Origin of the sequence: Methylophaga sp. UBA2513, from assembly GCF_002341285.1 — a bacterium.
GTDB lineage: Bacteria > Pseudomonadota > Gammaproteobacteria > Nitrosococcales > Methylophagaceae > Methylophaga > Methylophaga marina.
The window spans coordinates 137,106-156,121 of sequence record NZ_DDNT01000006.1; the positions used below are offsets into that span (position 1 = coordinate 137,106).

Sequence of the window (19,016 nt, forward strand, 5' to 3'; positions counted from 1 at the left end):
GATATCCTTCAGTCACCTGGGGAAGAGTCTATTCCCTGATTCACTTCGAACCAATCATCAAGCTTTTGAGTGGCTTCCTCTTTGCCCGATTTGTTCAAGGATGAAAATAGCTGTACAGAGGCGTTTAAGGAGAGCTTTTTAAGTTCATTGCGTACAGATAACAGACTTTGTTTACCCGCGCCTTTTTTGAGTTTGTCAGACTTAGTGAGCAGTATATGTACTGGCAAATCAGCTTGGTTAGCCCAGGTTAGCATCTGTATATCGAATGGTTTTAATGGGTGACGAATATCCATCATTAACATCATTCCCTGCAAACACTGCCTGGTTTCAAGATATTGAGCCAAAGTATGCTGCCATTTTAGCTTCATTTTCTCAGGGACTTTGGCATAGCCATAACCAGGAAGATCGACTAACGCTCGCTCATCGTCGAAGCTAAAAAAATTAATCATTTGTGTACGGCCAGGCGTTTTACTTGTCCTGGCGAGCGCGCTGATTTCCGTTATGCAATTGATCGCACTGGATTTTCCGGCATTGGATCTACCAGCAAATGCCACCTCATAACCTTGATCTTCAGGTAACTGGGACAGCTCAGTAGCACTGCCGTTATAATAGGCTTTTCTATATAGTTGTGACATGGAACCATTTTGGGTGAAAAATTATCCTAACAAGAGTAGCATACCCAAAGTTCTCGATGATGATTTAGCTTAGTTTTCAGGTAATAAAATAATGAAAAAATTAGTGAAGATAGCCATGCTCGGTGTGGCGGTTACGATGAGCACTCAAGTGATGGCGGCCGGCGATATCAATGCTGGTAAGAAAAAAGCGGCTGTATGTGCAAGCTGTCATGGCGCAGATGGAAATAGTCCTTCTGATGCTTTTCCCAAATTAGCCGGACAAGGTGCCGGTTACCTCGAAAAACAATTAGCCAACTTCAAGAGTGGTGAGCGCCAGAATGCGTTGATGGCACCGATGGTGGCCAACTTATCAGAACAAGATATGGCTGATTTGGCGGCATATTTTGCGAGTAAAAAAATGGCACCAGGTGCTGTTTCTGAAGAACTAGTTAAACAAGGCGAGCAAATCTACCGTGCCGGCAACAAAGAAACAGGCGTGCCCGCTTGTATGGCTTGTCATGGACCAAATGGTAATGGCGTGCCTGCGGCGAAATGGCCTAAGTTATCATCACAATACAGCACGTATGTGGAAGCACAGCTTCATGCATTTGCTAAAGGGGAAAGAGCCAATGATCCTAATAGCATGATGCGTGATATTGCCAGCAAAATGAGTGAAGCCGAAATTAAAGCGGTTTCAGCTTATGTCTTTGGTTTGAAATAATCGTCACACTTTCTCTACATAGCTAATCATTCTTAGCTATGTAGAGAGATTAAAATCGAGTAACGAACTCGTTTTAAGGCTCACTTCATGTCACAAAATCAGGATTCATCAGTTTCTCATCGCAGTTTAGCTTGGCGAGTTTTTCATTTTTTAGGCACGATGGAATTGGCAATTACATTGCTAATTACCTTAGCTATCGCCTCTGTCATAGGTACTGTTCTTCAGCAAAATCAACCTTATCCTGATTATCTAATCAAATTCGGTCCTTATTGGTTTGAAGTATTTGAAAAACTGGGTTTGTATGATGTTTACAGTGCTTTGTGGTTTTTAGCCATATTGGCATTGCTGGTGGTTTCCACAACTGTCTGTGTCATCCGCCACGCGCCTTCCATGTTCAAAGATATGTTTAATCTGAGAACACATGTGCAGCTTAAATCTTTACGTTCCATGCATCACCGTAGTGAGTGGGAAACTCCGACGTCACCAGAGCAGACTGTCGATGCCGTAAACGCAGCGCTCGCCTCTGATGGCTTTAGGACACGAGTCACTGAGAAAAGTGAAGGAAATACCTTAGTCTCAGCAATGCGTGGTGGCATGAATCGCCTTGGCTATATCCTGACACATGTTGCGATTATTGTGATCTGTGTTGGCGGCCTGTTTGATAGTAACCTGCCACTGAAACTTGCCGAATGGCAGGGCAAAATTCAGGTTGAAACCCGAAATTTACCTCTTCCCCAGGTTCCAAAAGAAAGCCGTCTTCCTGTTGGGCCACAAGCCTTTAGAGGCAGTGTCAGTATTCCAGAAGGAAGAGCGGCGAGTGTGGCTTATCTAGCCATGCGCGATGGGTATTTAGTGCAAAATTTACCTTTCACTATTGAAGTAAAGGAATTCCGTATAGAGCACTATCCAACAGGGCAGCCGAAATCATTTGAGTCAGATCTAGTGATTCATGATACTGATTTGGAGAAACCGCTTGAATCTACCATCGCGGTGAATCATCCGCTTATATATAAAGGTTATGCCATTTATCAAGCTAGTTTTGGGGATGGTGGCTCTGAACTGACTTTGAAAGCCTGGCCTTTATTTTCTGATAAAGGTGAGCCCGTTAGCTTAGAAACAAAAGTCTTTAACACACAGCAGATGCTCTGGGGTGATAAAGAAATGCAGTTAGAAATCACCGATTTCAGACCTTTCAATATTAACCCTGATCCTACGGATGATAATCCTAACAATGTTCGTAATTTTGGTCCTAGTGTGACTTTTAAGCTACGTCAACCTACTGGTGAGGCACTTGAATATCAAAACTATATGAATCCGGTTGAACGGGATGGCCGATATTATTTCTTGAGTGGTGTACGTGGCTCGCCATCTGAAGAATTTGCTTATTTGTATATACCTGCTGATGAGAATGACAGCATTGAGGGCTTCTATCAGTTTTTGAAACGACTTCATAATAAAAGTGTTGTGAAGGATATCGCTGAGGAAATGAAACTCGCTACATTATCTAGCTTGCAAACAACAGACGATGTTGTTTTGGCTGATAGCCTACAAAAAACCTTAGAAACACTCATCGAGATGTTTAATCGTGGCGGTTTTGGTGAGGTCAGTGAGTTCATTGAAAAAACGCTACCGGAAGCTGAACGTGATGCTTTAGCTCCGGCATATCTGGCCATGCTCAGAGAAATGCTTGGACGTATTTATTTTTCAGGTTTAGAGCTCAAGCAGGGGGAAACGGTTGATCAATCCGAGGTTCTGTTTTTACAGGATGCGATTGATGCGATTGGCACATTACCTCGATATGGCTCTCCTGTGTATTTAGAAATGACTGATTTCACGCAAATCCAATCAACCGGCTTGCAAATAGCACATGCACCAGGCAAAAGCATAGTCTATCTTGGTTGTGCATTTTTAATTGCCGGTGTCTTCTTATTGTTCTATCTGCCTCAGCGGCGTTTCTGGGTCTGGGTAAGAGAAAAAGACGGCAAATCACAGGTTTATTTGGCGGGGATGACGAATAGAAATCCTCGAGAATTTGATAATTACTTTGAGGATATCAAAGCAAAACTACAGTCAAAGTCACGGAACTCTGACGAAGGATGATGTTCTTAGTTTCTGCTATGCGATGAGGCATTAAAATATGACGGCACACCTCTCAACAATGAAATCAACACTACAGACACCTTGGTCTGTTTGGTTCTGGCGAATCTTAATGTTGGTCACAGCTATAGGGCTTATTGGTACGTATTACGATATTCTCGATTATTATGAAATTACTATCATTGTATTAACAGCGATTGGAATGGGATTCCTGGGCCAATACTGGCCAGGTTTCCGCTGGCATAGTCTGGCTGTCGCCGTATTCAGTTTGTTTGCTGTTTCTTTGTATGGTCAAAGTTTAGACGCCGCTGAGTCGAACTTTTGGCTCAACTATATTCTGGCGAGTCAATCTGCCTTTATGTGGATGAGTGCCTTATTTGTGATGGCGACATTGACTTATTTTGCCGGCACCGTTTTCCGCTCGAGTTTCACAGAAAAAGTAGGCACCGGGTTAACCTGGGCCGCTGTCACTATGGGCATGATTGGTCTAATGGTGCGTTGGCGTGAAACCTATCTACATGGTGCAGACATTGGATACATTCCTGTCAGTAACTTATACGAAGTCTTTATACTGTTTTCTGTTGTAACAGCCTTGTTATACCTCTTTTACGAACGTCGTTATCAGACACGTAGTCTGGGTGGCTTTGTTTTACTGGTGATTAGTGCAGCGGTAGTATTTCAGCTTTGGTACAGCTTTGAACGCAATGCTCATGAAATCCAACCTTTAGTACCTGCGTTACAGAGTTATTGGATGAAAATCCATGTGCCAGCCAACTTTATCGGTTATGGTGCTTTTGCTATGGCTGCCATGATTGGTGTGGCCTACGTGTTGGTCGTCTGGAGACAAGAGGTAAACCCTGATAGCCGTTGGGTGAAAGCCATGCCAGAGTTAAGTCTGATGGATGATTTGATGTACAAGACAATTGCTCTTGGCTTTGCCTTTTTTACCCTGGCAACCATTTTAGGAGCATTGTGGGCCGCAGAAGCTTGGGGTGGTTATTGGTCATGGGATCCTAAAGAAACCTGGGCATTGATCGTTTGGTTGAATTATGCGGCCTGGTTACACATGCGCTTAACCAAAGGCTGGAATGGTAAACCTATGGCCTGGTGGGCAATAGTCGGATTATTTGTGACGCTATTTGCCTTTCTTGGTGTCAATATGTTCCTGAGCGGCCTTCATTCCTATGGTACGTTGTAATAATTAATTGAAAGTAAAGGATACTCAACGATGATGAGATTAGTGAAAACCCTTGCAACAGGACTCTTTCTGGGTCTGATTTCAACGGCAGCATCAGCTGTTCCGATGAACTTCGTTGAAGGAACCCATTATTTTCCAACAGCTGAGAAGTTAGCAACACCTGACAATGGCAAGATCGAAGTCGTAGAAATGTTTTCTTATACCTGCCCACATTGCTTTAAGTTAGAGCCAGAAGTGGAAGCATGGAAAGAAACACTGCCAGAGAATGTGCATTTTGTGAAGGTGCCTGCTATTTTCAGAGACAGTTGGTTAGAGTTAGCAAAAGTCTATTACGCTGCTCAAGCCATAGGTAATTTTGATAAAGTTCATTCAAAATTATTTAACGCTATCCATGTCGAAAAACGTCGTCTTAGTACAGAAGATCAATTACTTGATTTTGTGGCTGAGCAAGGTATTGACCGTGATGAATTCAAAAAAACCATGAATTCTTTCAGCGTAAAAAGCAAAGTGAAAAAAGCGCTGGTTATGAGTCAGACATCAGGCATTACTGGTGTACCATCATTTATTGTGAATGGTGCTTATCGCACCGATGCCAGCACAGCAGGTGGCGTGCCTGAATTGTTTAATGTGATTAACTTTCTTATTCAAGAGTCATCAGACAACTAAATAAAAACGCCGGGTTTAACCGCAATGCTGATCAGTTAAGAAAACTTGACTGATTCAGTAAACAGATAAGACTCCAGTGATAGTCATATCACTGGAGTTTTTTTATTTCCATTCATGCCTTCCTATCAGATATAGCAGAGTGATCATGATCTCTTTTCGGTCACTGCCGCTCAGCCGGCATTTTTTACAATGCAGCGGGTAACTTTTCATCAACAGCCGGAATAGATTGTTCTATTGGTGTGATGATATCTTCATGATGCAAAATAATATTTAAATAGCGTCGAGTATTTTGTACATACCTCACGGGTTCATTGCCACGTGCATAACCATGTCGAGTCTTTGAGTACCATTTTTTCTTAGAAAGTAAGGGCAGGTTTTCTCTAACATCTGTCCAGGAATCAGGATTTTTGCCACGAGTCTGAGTGATGACTCGTGCATCTTCAAGATGACCGAGCCCGGTGTTGTATGCAGCCAACGCAAACCAGGTGCGGTCAGGATCTTTAATACGTTTAGGCAGTCGACTATACAATGAGGCTAGGTAGGCTGCGCCTGCAAAAATACTTTGTTCAGGATCTTCCCGGTCAGTGACGCCCATCTGCTTGGCTGTGGCGCGGGTAAGCATCATCAATCCCCTCACACCTGTGCTGGATACGGCTTCAGGGTTCCAATGGGATTCTTGATAAGCCATCGCAGCCAGTAAGTGCCAGTCGAAGCCATACTCATCCGCTGCTGCTTGGAATAGGTCTTTATAGAGTGGTAAATGCGTCTGGATACGACGATGGATGGCACGTGTGTCGACATAATCAAAGCGCCGGATGTGCCCATAGTATTTCTCAATCAGTTTATCGAGCTCGCCTGATGCTTCCATATCATGAAAGAAGTCCACGACTTCGAGATAGAGTGACTCGTCATTTGTTGGCGACATGGCCCATGCAAGCGGTTGCGGTTCAGATATATCAAAGGCTACACGTAACTCAGGGAACAAAGACTGGTTGGCAGACATCTCATTTGAGTCAACAATCGTGTAATCAATCAGTTCTAGCTGAACCAGTTCAAGTAAGCCTCGACTATCTAACTCTTGATTTTCACGCCAGCTGAGTTCGGGTATTTCTTGCTGTAATTCATGTAATTGTTCGACGTGACTGCTATCTGCGACCACTTCAAGTGTGCCAGTGATGATGTCAGTGATGTCTTTTGGTTTTTTGCTGCCGTGTTTATAAACAAGCTGCTGTGTGACTTCATGATAAACGGGACCAAAACGTAATAACTCTTTACGCTGCTCTGTAACGGTTAAACCGGCCGCCGCGATATCTGCTCGACCTTGTTCAATCATATGCAGCATCGTGCCAAGGTTATCCGGCACGATAATCTTGAGTTTGACACCGAGGCGATCGGCAAATCGCTCAGCCAGCTCGTATTCAAAACCTGCCAGAGCTTCATTGCCCTTAACATAATAGCTGGTGAGACTATAGCGACTCAGTACACGTAACTTGCCACGTTCTTTTATTTGCTCGAGTTGTGGTGGTGTTTCTCGACATGCCGTTAATAGAACGGTTGCTAGTAGAGAAATGATCAATATTCTCAAAGAGCTTCCTTAATGTATTACTTGGCGATGATTATTACCTTATATTGAATTGAATGCATCCATGCGTGAGCTGTATTTGTGATGAGACTACTGTTTTTATTGGTTTTTTGTAGATTTAGATTATAATTACCCACTTTTTTTATATGGGAAATCATGCGATGAATGCGCCGGAATTACTATTACCAGCAGGAAGCTTGCAACATATGCGTTATGCCTATGCATATGGTGCCGATGCCGTTTATGCCGGTCAGCCGCGCTATAGTTTACGAGTGCGTAATAATGATTTCCATAAATTACCCGTCTTGCAGCAAGGTATTGAAGAAGCACATGCCTTGGGTAAGCAGTTTTTTGTGGCAAGCAATCTGATGCCACATAATGCAAAAATTAAGACCTATATGGCCGACATGGAACCGGTGATTGAGATGAAGCCTGATGCGCTTATCATGGCGGATCCGGGGTTAATTATGATGGTGCGTGAGCGTTGGCCGGAAATGCCGGTTCACTTATCTGTACAAGCCAATACAGTCAATTACCAGGCAGTAAAATTCTGGCAGTCTATGGGCTTGTCCAGAGTTATCTTGTCTCGTGAATTATCGTTGGATGAAATTGAGGAAATACGCCAGCTTTGTCCAGACATGGAACTGGAAGTGTTTGTCCACGGTGCATTGTGTATTGCGTATTCAGGGCGTTGTTTATTGTCTGGTTACTTCAACCATCGCGATCCGAACCAAGGTACCTGCACCAATGCTTGTCGTTGGGATTATAAAACACACGCCAGCGATAATAATGATGATTCGCCACAAAAAATCGAATTTAAAGCTTTTGATGCCATGAATCAGCATAGTTTCTCTGACTGCGGTCAGCAAGAAAGGCATCCTTTGGCGGATGATGTGTATTTAATAGAGGAAGCCAACCGCCCTGGCGAACTCATGCCGATTTTTGAAGATGAGCATGGCACTTATATCATGAACTCCAAAGATCTCCGTGCTATTCAGCATATTGAAAGACTGGTCAATATCGGTGTAGATTCATTAAAAATAGAAGGGCGAACGAAGTCAGTTTATTATGTCGCCCGCACAGCACAGATATATCGTCAGGCGATAGATGATGCTCTGGCAGGACGACGCTTTAATCCAGCACTTATCGGTCAGCTTGATAACCTGTCCAACCGTGGTTATACCGATGGTTTCTATCAGCGGCATCCCACACAAGAACAGCAAAATTATTTACACGGCTACTCCAGTAATAAACAACAACAATATGTAGGCGAAGTATTAGCTTATGATGAAGATAAGCAGTGTCTGGAGATTGATGTAAAAAACCGGTTTGCCATAGGAGATAAGTTAGAATTGGTAATGCCTGAAGGAAACAAAACCTTAGTGTTGGATAAGTTATTCGATAAGGAGCTTCATGATATTCAACTAGCGCCAGGTAGCGGCCACAAAGTCTATATTCCATATCATGGACACGCACCGGAGAAAGCACTGCTGGCTCGCTATCTTTAACGCCTGGCTTTAAAAAACTGTTTAATCAGTTGGCTGCTTTCTTCTTGTAAAATACCGGTTTTACATTCCACTCGGTGGTTGATATTAGGCAGAGAAAAGGCATCGATACAACTCCCTGCGGCCCCTGTTTTAGGCTCTGGTGTGGCATAAATACAGCGAGCGATACGGGCATGTATCAATGCGCCAGCACACATGAGGCAAGGCTCGAGTGTGATATAAATATCTGCTCCCGGTAGGCGGTAGTTTTGCATTGTTTGGCATGCCTGCCTTAATGCCATTATTTCTGCATGTGCTGTTGCATCCTGACCGGCTATAGGTTGGTTCCAACCTTCACCAATAATACGATCATCTAAAACAATGACAGCCCCAACAGGGACTTCGCCATTTGCTTCTGCATTACGGGCAAGCTCCAAGGCTCTTTGCATCCAATAATGGTCTTTATCAGACATGGATATTGTATTTGATTAAGTTAAGTAAGCGCTGGCTTGCGCCCTGGCTTTGCTTAATCAGTTGTTGTCCGGCTTCACCCATAGAGGTGCGTTTGGGTGGGTTTTTTAATAAATCAGTGACTGTTGTCGCTAGGCTTTCAGCGTTATCTACCTGAATCACTGCATAGGCATCAATAAACTGTTGTGTAATTTCAGCGAAATTAAATACATGCGGACCAACAATAACGGGACGAGCTAATGCGGCTGGCTCAAGGATATTATGTCCACCAGTAGGTACCAAACTCCCACCCACAAAAGCAACATCAGAACAGGCATAGAATATAGGTAGCTCACCCATGCTATCAATCACAAGAATTTGAATATCACTTCGGCATAAGCCATTTTCACTTCGTCTGAGAATTTTAAAGCCAGAGCGTTGGCAAAGCGCTGCCACTTTGTCAAAGCGCTCAGGGTGACGAGGGACAATAATCAGCAAGAGATCGGGTACCTGTGCACGAATCTGGCGAGAGGCATTCAGAATAATCTCATCTTCGCCTTCATGTGTACTGGCGGCAATAAAAACCGGGCGGTTTCCCCACATTGAACGAATCGCCTCAGCCTGTTCGACAATACTTGCCGATAAATTCACTTCGAATTTAAGGTTTCCGACAGCATGCACTTTTTCTCTGTTGGCACCAAGCGCTATAAAACGCTCTTTATCTTGCTGAGCTTGAGCGGCTATCAAGGTAAAGCTTTGCAGAATGTCGCGTGTTAAGTTAGGAATGCGTTGATAGCCTTTTAAAGAACGCTCTGACATTCGAGCGTTGGCCAGCACTAAGGGAATGCTTTTTTTATGACAATGATAGATAAGATTAGGCCAAAGTTCTGTTTCCATAATGACAGCAAATGCAGGCTGAATCGCATCGATAAAACGCCGCATGAGTATCGGCAGATCATACGGCAGATAGCAGTGCAGCACATCATCAGCGTAAAGATCTTTTACTCGAGCACTTCCCGTTGGTGTCATTGTGGTGATGAGTATCTGATGGCCTGGGAATGACGATTGAATAGCGGCCACTAAAGGTCGGCAAGCTTCTACCTCTCCCATGGAAACAGCATGAACCCAGATAAGCGATTTACTTTTCTCAAGCTTGGGCAGGCTGATAGCGAACCGTTCATTCCAACGTTTGAAATAGGCACTGGCTTTTGTTCCTCGCCATATCAACCGCAGCAGGATCAGAGGCACAGCCAAAGTAAAGACGATATTATAAAAAACTCTCAAATCAGACTCATAAAGCAGCGAAAAGTAAGCAGGAATGATAGCATAGGCGCTACTTTGTGAAAGCAACATAGCCTGAATGAATATTTTCCAGAAACAATTTTTACACCCTCGCTATTGGCCGAGCTGGCTTGGACTGTTACTCATGCGCTTATCAGTCTATTTGCCGGCTAAATTACAGTACCGTTTAGGCTTGTTGCTTGGGCAGATGATGCAACCCTTTATGCGTTCCAGAGCAAAAGTGGTGCGAAGAAATTTAGAACTCTGCTTTCCTGAAATGAGTCAGGAAGAAAGAGAAACCCTGGTCAAAAGCATCCTGAATAATACGGGGATGATGATGATCGAAACAGCAGTAAGCTGGTGGGCATCAGACAAACAACTCTTCCCACGCGTGACTTACGATGGGCTGGAACATTTGGAAGCGGCAAAACAAAAAGGCAAAGGTGTTATTTTACTAACCGGACACTTCACCAGTATGGAAATAGGTGGGCGATTAATTATGCTACAAACCCCTGCCTATGTAATGTTCAGACACCTAAAAAATCCACTCTTTAATGCTGTCATGATGCGTTCGCGGATTTATCATAGTGAGGGTATTGTGATGCGAGATGATGTGAGGGCGATGTTACGTGCATTACGAAAAAATAAGGTCGTGTGGTATGCACCCGATCAAGATTTTGGCCCGAGAAATAGTATTTTCGCCAAGTTCTTTGGCGTGACCGCGGCGACTGTTCCGGCGACAGCACGTATGGTCAAAATGACCAGTGCACAGGTTGTCCCTTTTGTACCTAAACGCAACGAAGATGGTAGTTACCATATTCAAATATTCCCCGCGTGGCGGGACTATCCATCAGGTGATGATGTTGCCGATGCTCAACGTATCAATGATTGGCTTGAGTCCCAGATTCGACTCATGCCAGAGCAATATTTCTGGCTTCATCGCCGCTTTAAAACACAACCTGATGGGAAAGGGCGTTTATATAAGAAAGTTCGATAATCAGAAACTGTAACTCAAAATCAATGATTCTGCACCCGGATTATTTTCACCAATATTGCCATTAGATAAATGATACAAGCCTAGACCAAGTCGGCTTTTATCATTGAATTGATACGCTAATTCGGCGCCTGTTCTAAACTCCATATCGTATCCTAAATCAACGCCGCCACCTTGCTCGTAAGCAGCAATAGCGAAGTTAGGAGTGAGTATCCAGTTGGCATTAAGATAAATGTCATATCTCACACCAGCGTAGCCCCAATAACCACCATCAGAAGTTAATGTTGCCCCAAGAGTAGGAATTAAACCAAAAATGGATGACTGCGGTGCAAAACGATACTCTACACCGACTTCAGCAGCGGTATTATCGTCGAATACCTCAAAGGCACCTAGAGATAATGCGATTTGAGATTCTTGTTCTGCAAGAGCAATGGAGGGGAAAAGAAAGGCGAGAGCAATTGAAGCATAACGAAGATTTCTACTCATTGTCAGGTTCCATGACATATAAAATAAAAACGTTTTATATCATGCTGCTTATTTCGCAGGCAATAACTTCAGACAGAAAAAAAGGCCACCGAAGTGACCTTTTTTTGATCCTGCAAAGCAGCCAACAATTAACGTTTTGAGAACTGTGGACGTTTACGTGCTTTGTGAAGACCAATTTTCTTACGTTCAACGGCACGAGCATCACGAGTGATGAAGCCAGCTTTACGTAACTCTGCTTTTAATTCGTTGTCGTATTCGACCAATGCACGACTGATGCCGTGACGAATCGCGCCAGCTTGACCATTGTTACCACCGCCACGAACGGTGATTTTAAGGTCAAATTTTTCAAGCATGTCGACTAGCTCTAACGGCTGACGAACCACCATGCGAGAAGTTTCACGACCGAAATAATCTTCAAGTGTGCGAGTATTAATTGAAATGTTGCCGCTGCCTGGTTTCAGGAAAACTCGAGCTGTTGAGCTTTTGCGGCGACCTGTAGCGTAGTATGAATCTGCCATGACAATATCCGATTAGATTTCCAGCACTTTAGGCTGTTGAGCTGTGTGAGGGTGTTCTGCGCCAGCGTAAACTTTCAGTTTGCCGAACATTGCGCGACCCAGCGGGTTTTTAGGAAGCATACCTTTGACAGCCGTCTGGATAACACGCTCAGGTGCTTTATCGAGTTGTTTTTCCAGCGAGATAGACTTGATACCACCGATATGACCTGTGTGGTGATAATAAATTTTATCTTTCATTTTGTTACCAGATACACGCAGTTTTTCAGCGTTGATAACAACAATGTAATCGCCAGTGTCGACATGTGGTGTGTAGATAGCTTTATGCTTTCCACGTAAACGACGTGCGATTTCAGTAGCCATACGGCCTAATGTTTTGCCGTCAGCATCAATAACGAACCAGTCACGACGAACTTCTGCTGGTTTTGCACTTATGGTTTTCATCCGCGAGTTGCTCCTGATAATTACGCAGGCGGGCTAAATAAAGAGGGAGAATATTACGCATTAAGGAAAAAGCTGTCAACCTTATTTAAGTAAACAACCAAAACAATATTGCGCCAAGCACCAAACGATATATGACGAATGGCCACATCCCTATACGATCAAGCATTTTAAGAAATAAGAAAATGCACAGATAGGCGCTAACGGCAGAAAATAATGCGCCAGCACATAAAGAAAACCAGTCTATCACAAGTTGTGACTCTATTAGTTCAATAATTTTCAATCCACCCGCTAGAACGATAACGGGGATGGACAATAAAAAGGAGAAACGGGCAGCAGCTTCGCGCGTTAAACCGAGCATCAAGCCTGCTGTAATTGTAATTCCAGAGCGTGATGTACCAGGGATGAGTGCAATCGCTTGAGCGATACCGATAAACAAGACATCAAACCAATTGAGTTTATTTTCACTTCGAATACGCTTTCCTCGCCAGTCCGCCCAACCTAACAGTAAACCAAACACAACAGTTGTAGTGGCTATGACAAGAGGACTACGTAAGCTGGTTTCGACCAAATCACCTAAAAGTAAGCCTGCCAAGCCAACAGGAATGGTGCCAAACAATACTGCCCAAGCTAATTTGCTGTCCCCTACGGTTTGTTTTTGCGCAAGGGATTGAAACCAGTCAGCGATCAATGTTTTTATGGTCTGGCGAAAATAAATCATGACAGCCAACAATGTGCCGACATGAACGGCCACATCAAAAGCAAGTCCTTGATCCTGCCAGTTAGCAATAATGGGTAATAAAATAAGGTGAGCTGAGCTGGAGATGGGCAAGAACTCAGTCAGACCTTGTAATAAGGCCAAGGCAATAATATGTAGCAAATCCATAGAGAAACTGTCGTCCAAAAGCGTAATTTAGAAAAGGCTTATTTTATGTGGGTCATATTATAGTCGCGCCCGTGTTAAAATTGCCGCTCTTAAAATCACTCTTATTTAGAAAGAGGCTTATCAGTCAACATGTCTAACCGAATTCGCGAGATTCCGTACAACTATACCTCATTTTCTGATCGTGAAATCGTCATTCGTTTCCTAGGGGAACCAATGTGGGAGGTTTTGCAGCAGCTAAGTGAGCAGCGCAAAACTGGCCGCTCAGCAAAAATGCTGTTTGAAGTATTAGGTGATATGTGGGTCATTCAACGTAACCCATTTATTCAGGATGATTTAGTTGAAAACCAAAAACGCTGGGGCTCACTTCGTCATGCTTTGCATCATCGATTGGACCAAATTCGCAATCGCGCTGAAGAAAATAACAATGAATTGGCTTTACAGCTGGAGAAAAGTGCTCGACAAGCTGTAGAACGCTTCGAACGTAACTTATTAAGCACTGCTGAGCGTAGAAAAATGGTGATGCGTCGTTTATCGAAAACGACAAAAAAACACAACATCCAGTTTGACGGTCTGGCACGTGTTTCCCACGTCACTGATGCGACCGACTGGCGTGTTGAATATCCACTTGCGGTAGTCACGCCCGATTCAGAAGAAGAGATGGCAAAAATTATTGCTGCCTGTATCGACCTAGGTCTGACAGTCATTCCGCGTGGTGGCGGTACTGGTTATACCGGTGGTGCTATTCCATTAACGGCAGAGAGTGTTGTCGTCAACACCGAAAAACTGGAAGGATTAGGTGATGTTGTTTACCGCCATATTCCTGGTCGTGAAGAAAAAGTACCAACCGTCCGCGCTGAAGCGGGCGTGGTCACACGCCGCGTATCTGATCTAGCCGATCGTAATGGATTAGTGTTTGCTGTTGATCCCACCTCGCAAGATGCCTCGACTATCGGTGGTAATGTCGCGATGAATGCAGGCGGTAAAAAAGCTGTGATGTGGGGCACGGCGCTCGACAATCTGCTCTCATGGAGAATGGTGACGCCGGATGCTACCTGGATGGAAGTCGAACGGCTTAATCATAATCTGAGCAAAATTCATGATATCGAGTTCGCTGAGTTCAAAGTAACGCGTTTTCAACCGGACGGTAAAACGGTTATTGGCGAACCCGAGGTGATGAAAATTCCAGCCAAAGAGTTACGAAAAATTGGCTTAGGGAAAGATGTCACCAATAAATTTCTTGGTGGTTTGCCAGGCATACAAAAAGAAGGCTGTGATGGCTTAATCACGTCTTCGGTTTTTGTTCTGCACCGCATGCCGGATTATATCCGTACCGTTTGTCTGGAGTTTTTTGGTAACGATCTGAGTAAAGCTGTGCCAGCAATTGTGGAGACGAAAGACTATCTCGACAATAACAAAAACGTGCTGCTGGCAGGGATGGAGCATCTTGATGAGCGCTATGTCAAAGCGGTTGACTATTCAACTAAAGCCCCACGCTCTGTCGCACCGAAGATGGTCTTGCTGATTGATGTGGTTGGTGATGATGAAGATGCGGTAGCAGAAGCATGCTCTGAAGTGGTTCGACTGGCTAATGCCCGTGATGGTGAAGGTTTTGTGGCTGCCAGTCCTGAAGCTCGCAAGCGTTTTTGGGCCGACCGTTCACGGACTGCAGCGATTGCGCGTCATACTAATGCCTTCAAAATTAACGAAGATGTGGTTATTCCTCTGGACCGCCTGGCTGAATACAATGACGGTATTGAACGCATCAATATTGTTCAGTCCACACGCAATAAGCTGAAAACAGCAAAAGCCGTGAAAACGTATTTGAGTTCTAATCCAAAAGAACTGAAAGACTGTGGCAATAAAGATTTGGGTGATAGCGCTGAAAACGATGCCATCGTGAATTCCAAGAATGAAGCCGCATGTAAACATGTTGATGTGGTCATGGCCCGCTGGCAGAAAATATTAGATAGTCTGGATACACCTGCTGTTGAGCTGGCTGACTTACTATCGGATACAGCAAAAGCAAATATCGTTGATGGCGATACCTTATTTGATGTACTGCAACGTCGTGATTTACGCATTTCCTATCGCGAGGAAATGGAAAAACCCTTAAAAGAGTTATTCCAGGGACAAGCGTTGAGTGTATTAAGGAATAAACTGGATAGTATTCACAAAGAAAACCGTTCAGGTCGTTTATTTGTCGCCACTCATATGCATGCTGGTGATGGTAATGTTCATACGAATATTCCGGTTAACTCCAATGATTATGAAATGATGCATGATGCTGAAGGTATTGTGGATGAAGTCATGGAGCTGGCTTCACGGCTGGGTGGTGTTATTTCTGGTGAGCATGGTATCGGTCTGACCAAAATGCAGTATCTGGATAAAGCCACGATCGATGCATTTGCTAGTTATAAACAGAAAGTGGACCCGAACGGTCATTTCAATGCGGGTAAATTATTGGCAGGTTCTGGTCTGGATAATGCTTATACACCGTCATTGCGTTTGTTAGAACAGGAAGCTTTGATTCTTGAAGCCAGTGATCTGGGTGATATCAACAATGATATTAAAGATTGTCTGAGATGCGGTAAATGTAAACCAGAGTGTACAACACACGTGCCTCGAGCCAACTTGCTGTATTCACCACGAAATAAGATTCTTGGTACTGGTTTGATTATTGAAGCCTTCCTGTACGAAGAACAAACACGTCGTGGTATCTCAGTACGTCACTTTGAAGAAATGAATGATGTGGCGGACCACTGTACGGTGTGTCATCGTTGTCTGAACCCTTGTCCGGTCAATATCGACTTTGGTGATGTCAGTATTAAGTTACGCGAAGTGCTGAAGAAACAAGGCAAACGTCGACCTAATATTGGTACCTGGACGTCAATGGCGTATCTAAATGCGACTGATCCACTCACCGTGAAAATCATGCGTAAAACCATGATCGAATGGGGCTATCAGGCTCAGAAAATGGCACATGGTGTTGCCAAAACGCTGGGCTTATTGGGAAGTAAGAAAAAACGACCCATGCCGACAACGGGTAAAACGCCGATTCGTGAGCAAGTCGTTCATTTCATGAAAAAACCGATGCCAACTGGCTTACCAACGCAAACAACACGTGCGATGTTGGGGGTCGAAGATGAGAAGATGATCCCGATTCTCCGTGACCCGAAAAAGGTCAATGATGAATCAGATGCGGTGTTCTATTTCCCAGGTTGTGGTTCTGAGCGCTTGTTCAGTCAGGTAGGCTTGGCTACTTTAGCTATGCTCTACGAAGTGGGGACTGAAACCGTGTTACCACCAGGCTATCTATGCTGTGGTTACCCACAAGCATCAACGGGTGATCAGGAAAAAGCGACATCGATTTCGACATCTAATCAGGTATTATTCCATCGTCTGGCTAATACACTGAATTATATGGATATTAAGACGGTTATTGTGTCTTGTGGTACCTGTATGGATCAATTGCTGAAGTATCAGTTTGAAGCGATCTTCCCTGGCTGTCGTCTGTTGGATATTCACGAATATCTGATGGAAAAAGGCGTGAAGCTAGAAGGTGTGGAAGGGGTACAGTATATGTACCATGATCCTTGCCATACACCAATGAAGACCTATCAGCCGACTTCGGTAGCGAGCACATTGATGGGACAAGATGTGGCATTAAATGACCGTTGCTGTGGTGAAGCCGGCTCGTTTGCTGTGGCGCGTCCAGATATTGCGACTCAGGTGCGTTTCCGTAAAGAAGAGGAAATCACTAAAGGGATTCAGGATCTGACGGGTCAGGATAAAGCGAAAAATGGCAATGTGAAAATGCTGACCTCATGTCCGGCCTGCCAACAAGGTCTGAGCCGTTATAGTGAAGATACTGGGATTGATACTGACTACATCGTCGTGGAAATTGCCAAGCATCTGAAAGGGGATAACTGGCATAAAGACTTTATCGACAGTGTGAAACAAGGTGGTATCGAACGCGTCTTACTTTAATGCGTGATGACATAACCAAAAAAAGGGAGCAATTGCTCCCTTTTTTGTTTTTGCCGGGTGAATATTAAAGAGCAGTTAATGGATCGCCTTCAAAGATGACACCATCCCAACCCGTCTTCATAAAATGACGGATATTTTGATGATCATCACCTGTTGGGTTAGCTAATACATCCTCTCGATAATACTTACCAAAGCAAGCCAAAGTGTCGTCAACGCTTAGAGAATGCTTTTTGCCAAATCCAAGAATTTTGCATGAGCCGTTATTTTGTCCGGCTTCATTCGTGGTTCCACCATTTTTAAATGCGGTAGGCGTAAAGACATAATTTGCATCGATGACCGACATTGTGTCTTCAAACTCTATACTTTCTGGTTGAGTTTTTAATTGCGTGATAAAAGACTGCAATTCCATATTATCTCCATTGTTCATTAATAAATCGGGTGAAATTTTCTCTAATTTGGTGCTCTGATCTAACTTAATTAAGGTCGGTATAGTCTCTTTCATAGCCATCTGTCATGGCTTGTATATTTGAATCCGGGCACTGTATCAGAGACGCTGTAAGAGCGTCATACCACTCATGTTTCAATTGGATTCTTTTATACGAGAAAGACAAGCTAACAGAACCAGCCCTATGACAAACAACATGAGCTGTAACCAGACATGACCCCAGACAGCACCGATTGAAATAGCAAAAGACAAAACGACAATTAGATAGACTTTCTTTTTTACATCACGACGCATGCTATGCGTGTGTTGCCACTGCTTCAAAGGGGGACCAAACCACTTATGATCGAGCAGCATTTGGTGAAAACGAGGTGAGCTTTCAGCAAAACATCCCAGCGCTAAAATCAGAAAAATCGTGGTTGGCATCAAAGGTAAAATAACGCCAATGATGCCAAGACTGACAAACATCCAACCCAAGCAGATTAAAATGAGATGTTTGATGCGTGTCTTCATATTGCCCGGTTTACGCTCTCGACATAAATTTACCTGTGTCAGTATTGACCCTGATAATTTCACCATTCTCGATATACTCTGGCACTTGAACTTCCAGTCCTGTTGATAATGTGGCTGGTTTAGTTCGCGCCGCAGCAGTAGCACCTTTTATACCCGGTGAAGTTTCAACGATAGTCAATGACACCGCGGCTGGCAACTCAATAGCAACGAGTTGTTGTTCTAATAAAACCGCCACAATATTGTCCAAGCCATCATGAATAAAGCCTAGCGCATCTTCAATATCAGCAGCATTAATCGCATATTGTTCATAGCTTTCGTTATTCATGAAAATATAACTGTCACCATCCTGATAAGAGAACTGCACTAGCAGACGCTCACAGTCGACTTCTTTAAGGAAGTCCTCCCCTTTGAAAGATTCATCACGTTTTTGTTTGGTTTTAAGATGGTTAAAACGAACTTTATAAAGTGTGGATGCGCCGCGTGAAGATGGGTTACGAATATCAATATCCTTAACAACATAAGGCTCATCATGCACTTCGACTACCATTCCACGTTTAAGATCACTGGCCTTGGGCATATTTTTGTTCCGGTTATCATAGAAAAATCCGCATTATACGTTACCCAAGTCACAGCGGAATGCGTCTTCATCTAGAAGTCAT

General features: G+C 43.8%; 18 protein-coding genes. 7 read left to right on the plus strand and 11 right to left on the minus strand.

Features of this window, described 5'->3' with window-relative positions; all coding sequences use genetic code 11:
* Positions 1 to 8: 8 nt before the first annotated feature.
* A complete protein-coding gene (gene yihA / locus B3V56_RS02475) occupies positions 9 to 635 on the minus strand; it encodes a ribosome biogenesis GTP-binding protein YihA/YsxC (protein ID WP_289282024.1) in 627 nt (208 codons plus the stop codon).
* Positions 636 to 726: 91 nt separating this feature from the next.
* Here yihA and B3V56_RS02480 point away from each other — a divergent pair, with 91 nt between their 5' ends.
* The 4 genes from B3V56_RS02480 (at position 727) to B3V56_RS02495 (ending at position 5,296) form a co-directional block, all read left to right on the plus strand.
* Complete coding sequence (locus tag B3V56_RS02480; protein ID WP_286303691.1) at positions 727 to 1,335, plus strand: c-type cytochrome; 609 nt, start codon at positions 727 to 729, stop codon at positions 1,333 to 1,335.
* A gap of 87 nt (positions 1,336 to 1,422) precedes the next feature.
* Positions 1,423 to 3,435 carry a cytochrome c biogenesis protein ResB gene (locus B3V56_RS02485; protein ID WP_289283932.1) on the plus strand — a complete coding sequence of 671 codons (2,013 nt, stop codon included), beginning with the start codon at positions 1,423 to 1,425 and terminating at the stop codon, positions 3,433 to 3,435.
* A 37-nt stretch (positions 3,436 to 3,472) separates the two neighbouring features.
* Positions 3,473 to 4,630, plus strand: coding sequence for a c-type cytochrome biogenesis protein CcsB (gene ccsB / locus B3V56_RS02490; RefSeq protein WP_286303693.1), 1,158 nt, complete (start codon positions 3,473 to 3,475; stop codon positions 4,628 to 4,630).
* A gap of 30 nt (positions 4,631 to 4,660) precedes the next feature.
* Positions 4,661 to 5,296 (plus strand): thiol:disulfide interchange protein DsbA/DsbL, encoded by a 636-nt coding sequence (locus B3V56_RS02495; RefSeq protein ID WP_289282020.1) that lies wholly within the window; start codon positions 4,661 to 4,663, stop codon positions 5,294 to 5,296.
* A 184-nt stretch (positions 5,297 to 5,480) separates the two neighbouring features.
* Here the strand turns inward: B3V56_RS02495 and mltF are convergent, their stop codons facing one another.
* Positions 5,481 to 6,881, minus strand: a complete 1,401-nt coding sequence (gene mltF, locus B3V56_RS02500; RefSeq protein ID WP_289282019.1) for a membrane-bound lytic murein transglycosylase MltF — start codon at positions 6,879 to 6,881, stop codon at positions 5,481 to 5,483.
* A 158-nt stretch (positions 6,882 to 7,039) separates the two neighbouring features.
* Here mltF and yegQ point away from each other — a divergent pair, with 158 nt between their 5' ends.
* Entirely contained in the window at positions 7,040 to 8,386 is a 1,347-nt protein-coding gene (yegQ, locus tag B3V56_RS02505) for a tRNA 5-hydroxyuridine modification protein YegQ (protein ID WP_289283933.1), read from the plus strand.
* Here yegQ and tadA read toward each other — a convergent pair.
* Positions 8,383 to 8,835, minus strand: a complete 453-nt coding sequence (gene tadA, locus B3V56_RS02510) for a tRNA adenosine(34) deaminase TadA (protein ID WP_289244465.1) — start codon at positions 8,833 to 8,835, stop codon at positions 8,383 to 8,385. The genes yegQ and tadA overlap by 4 nt on opposite strands.
* The gene (gene waaA, locus B3V56_RS02515) at positions 8,828 to 10,096 is read right to left on the minus strand and encodes a lipid IV(A) 3-deoxy-D-manno-octulosonic acid transferase (RefSeq protein WP_286303698.1); all 1,269 of its coding nucleotides are present in this window, start codon (positions 10,094 to 10,096) and stop codon (positions 8,828 to 8,830) included. The genes tadA and waaA overlap by 8 nt, the downstream gene beginning before the upstream one ends.
* Before the next feature lie 76 nt (positions 10,097 to 10,172).
* Here waaA and lpxL point away from each other — a divergent pair, with 76 nt between their 5' ends.
* Positions 10,173 to 11,090, plus strand: coding sequence for an LpxL/LpxP family Kdo(2)-lipid IV(A) lauroyl/palmitoleoyl acyltransferase (gene lpxL, locus B3V56_RS02520; RefSeq protein ID WP_286303699.1), 918 nt, complete (start codon positions 10,173 to 10,175; stop codon positions 11,088 to 11,090).
* Here the strand turns inward: lpxL and B3V56_RS02525 are convergent, their stop codons facing one another.
* From B3V56_RS02525 to B3V56_RS02540, 4 genes are all read right to left on the minus strand, one after another.
* Positions 11,091 to 11,573: an acyloxyacyl hydrolase gene (locus B3V56_RS02525; RefSeq protein WP_286303700.1), complete on the minus strand. Its 483-nt coding sequence runs from the start codon at positions 11,571 to 11,573 to the stop codon at positions 11,091 to 11,093. It abuts the gene before it with no gap.
* Between the two features lie 128 nt (positions 11,574 to 11,701).
* Positions 11,702 to 12,091, minus strand: a complete 390-nt coding sequence (gene rpsI / locus B3V56_RS02530) for a 30S ribosomal protein S9 (protein ID WP_007146943.1) — start codon at positions 12,089 to 12,091, stop codon at positions 11,702 to 11,704.
* A gap of 12 nt (positions 12,092 to 12,103) precedes the next feature.
* Positions 12,104 to 12,532 (minus strand): 50S ribosomal protein L13, encoded by a 429-nt coding sequence (gene rplM / locus B3V56_RS02535; RefSeq protein ID WP_286303701.1) that lies wholly within the window; start codon positions 12,530 to 12,532, stop codon positions 12,104 to 12,106.
* Between the two features lie 85 nt (positions 12,533 to 12,617).
* On the minus strand, positions 12,618 to 13,415 hold the full coding sequence (locus B3V56_RS02540; RefSeq protein WP_286303702.1) for an undecaprenyl-diphosphate phosphatase: 798 nt from the start codon (positions 13,413 to 13,415) through the stop codon (positions 12,618 to 12,620).
* 129 nt (positions 13,416 to 13,544) lie between these two features.
* Between B3V56_RS02540 and B3V56_RS02545 the strand changes: the two genes are divergently transcribed.
* On the plus strand, positions 13,545 to 17,402 hold the full coding sequence (locus B3V56_RS02545; protein WP_289283934.1) for an FAD/FMN-binding oxidoreductase: 3,858 nt from the start codon (positions 13,545 to 13,547) through the stop codon (positions 17,400 to 17,402).
* A gap of 64 nt (positions 17,403 to 17,466) precedes the next feature.
* Here B3V56_RS02545 and B3V56_RS02550 read toward each other — a convergent pair whose 3' ends face one another.
* The 3 genes from B3V56_RS02550 to yeiP all read right to left on the minus strand — a co-directional run bounded on the left by B3V56_RS02550 (position 17,467) and on the right by yeiP (position 18,934).
* On the minus strand, positions 17,467 to 17,904 hold the full coding sequence (locus B3V56_RS02550) for a HopJ type III effector protein (protein WP_343749522.1): 438 nt from the start codon (positions 17,902 to 17,904) through the stop codon (positions 17,467 to 17,469).
* A gap of 78 nt (positions 17,905 to 17,982) precedes the next feature.
* Positions 17,983 to 18,357, minus strand: a complete 375-nt coding sequence (locus B3V56_RS02555; RefSeq protein ID WP_286303704.1) for a YbaN family protein — start codon at positions 18,355 to 18,357, stop codon at positions 17,983 to 17,985.
* A 10-nt stretch (positions 18,358 to 18,367) separates the two neighbouring features.
* Positions 18,368 to 18,934, minus strand: coding sequence for an elongation factor P-like protein YeiP (gene yeiP / locus B3V56_RS02560; RefSeq protein ID WP_286303705.1), 567 nt, complete (start codon positions 18,932 to 18,934; stop codon positions 18,368 to 18,370).
* Positions 18,935 to 19,016 lie beyond the last annotated feature (82 nt).

What these genes read in the sequence shown, in the direction of transcription:
- B3V56_RS02550 (WP_343749522.1), bottom strand. Translation starts at nt 17,904, where the DNA reads ATGAAAGAGACTATACCGACCTTAATTAAGTTAGATCAGAGCACCAAA.
- rplM (WP_286303701.1), bottom strand. Translation starts at nt 12,532, where the DNA reads ATGAAAACCATAAGTGCAAAACCAGCAGAAGTTCGTCGTGACTGGTTC.
- ccsB (WP_286303693.1), top strand. Translation starts at nt 3,473, where the DNA reads ATGACGGCACACCTCTCAACAATGAAATCAACACTACAGACACCTTGG.
- B3V56_RS02495 (WP_289282020.1), top strand. Translation starts at nt 4,661, where the DNA reads ATGATGAGATTAGTGAAAACCCTTGCAACAGGACTCTTTCTGGGTCTG.
- tadA (WP_289244465.1), bottom strand. Translation starts at nt 8,835, where the DNA reads ATGTCTGATAAAGACCATTATTGGATGCAAAGAGCCTTGGAGCTTGCC.
- B3V56_RS02525 (WP_286303700.1), bottom strand. Translation starts at nt 11,573, where the DNA reads ATGAGTAGAAATCTTCGTTATGCTTCAATTGCTCTCGCCTTTCTTTTC.
- B3V56_RS02485 (WP_289283932.1), top strand. Translation starts at nt 1,423, where the DNA reads ATGTCACAAAATCAGGATTCATCAGTTTCTCATCGCAGTTTAGCTTGG.
- B3V56_RS02540 (WP_286303702.1), bottom strand. Translation starts at nt 13,415, where the DNA reads ATGGATTTGCTACATATTATTGCCTTGGCCTTATTACAAGGTCTGACT.
- yihA (WP_289282024.1), bottom strand. Translation starts at nt 635, where the DNA reads ATGTCACAACTATATAGAAAAGCCTATTATAACGGCAGTGCTACTGAG.
- B3V56_RS02555 (WP_286303704.1), bottom strand. Translation starts at nt 18,357, where the DNA reads ATGAAGACACGCATCAAACATCTCATTTTAATCTGCTTGGGTTGGATG.
- B3V56_RS02545 (WP_289283934.1), top strand. Translation starts at nt 13,545, where the DNA reads ATGTCTAACCGAATTCGCGAGATTCCGTACAACTATACCTCATTTTCT.
- yeiP (WP_286303705.1), bottom strand. Translation starts at nt 18,934, where the DNA reads ATGCCCAAGGCCAGTGATCTTAAACGTGGAATGGTAGTCGAAGTGCAT.
- rpsI (WP_007146943.1), bottom strand. Translation starts at nt 12,091, where the DNA reads ATGGCAGATTCATACTACGCTACAGGTCGCCGCAAAAGCTCAACAGCT.
- lpxL (WP_286303699.1), top strand. Translation starts at nt 10,173, where the DNA reads ATGAATATTTTCCAGAAACAATTTTTACACCCTCGCTATTGGCCGAGC.
- B3V56_RS02480 (WP_286303691.1), top strand. Translation starts at nt 727, where the DNA reads ATGAAAAAATTAGTGAAGATAGCCATGCTCGGTGTGGCGGTTACGATG.
- yegQ (WP_289283933.1), top strand. Translation starts at nt 7,040, where the DNA reads ATGAATGCGCCGGAATTACTATTACCAGCAGGAAGCTTGCAACATATG.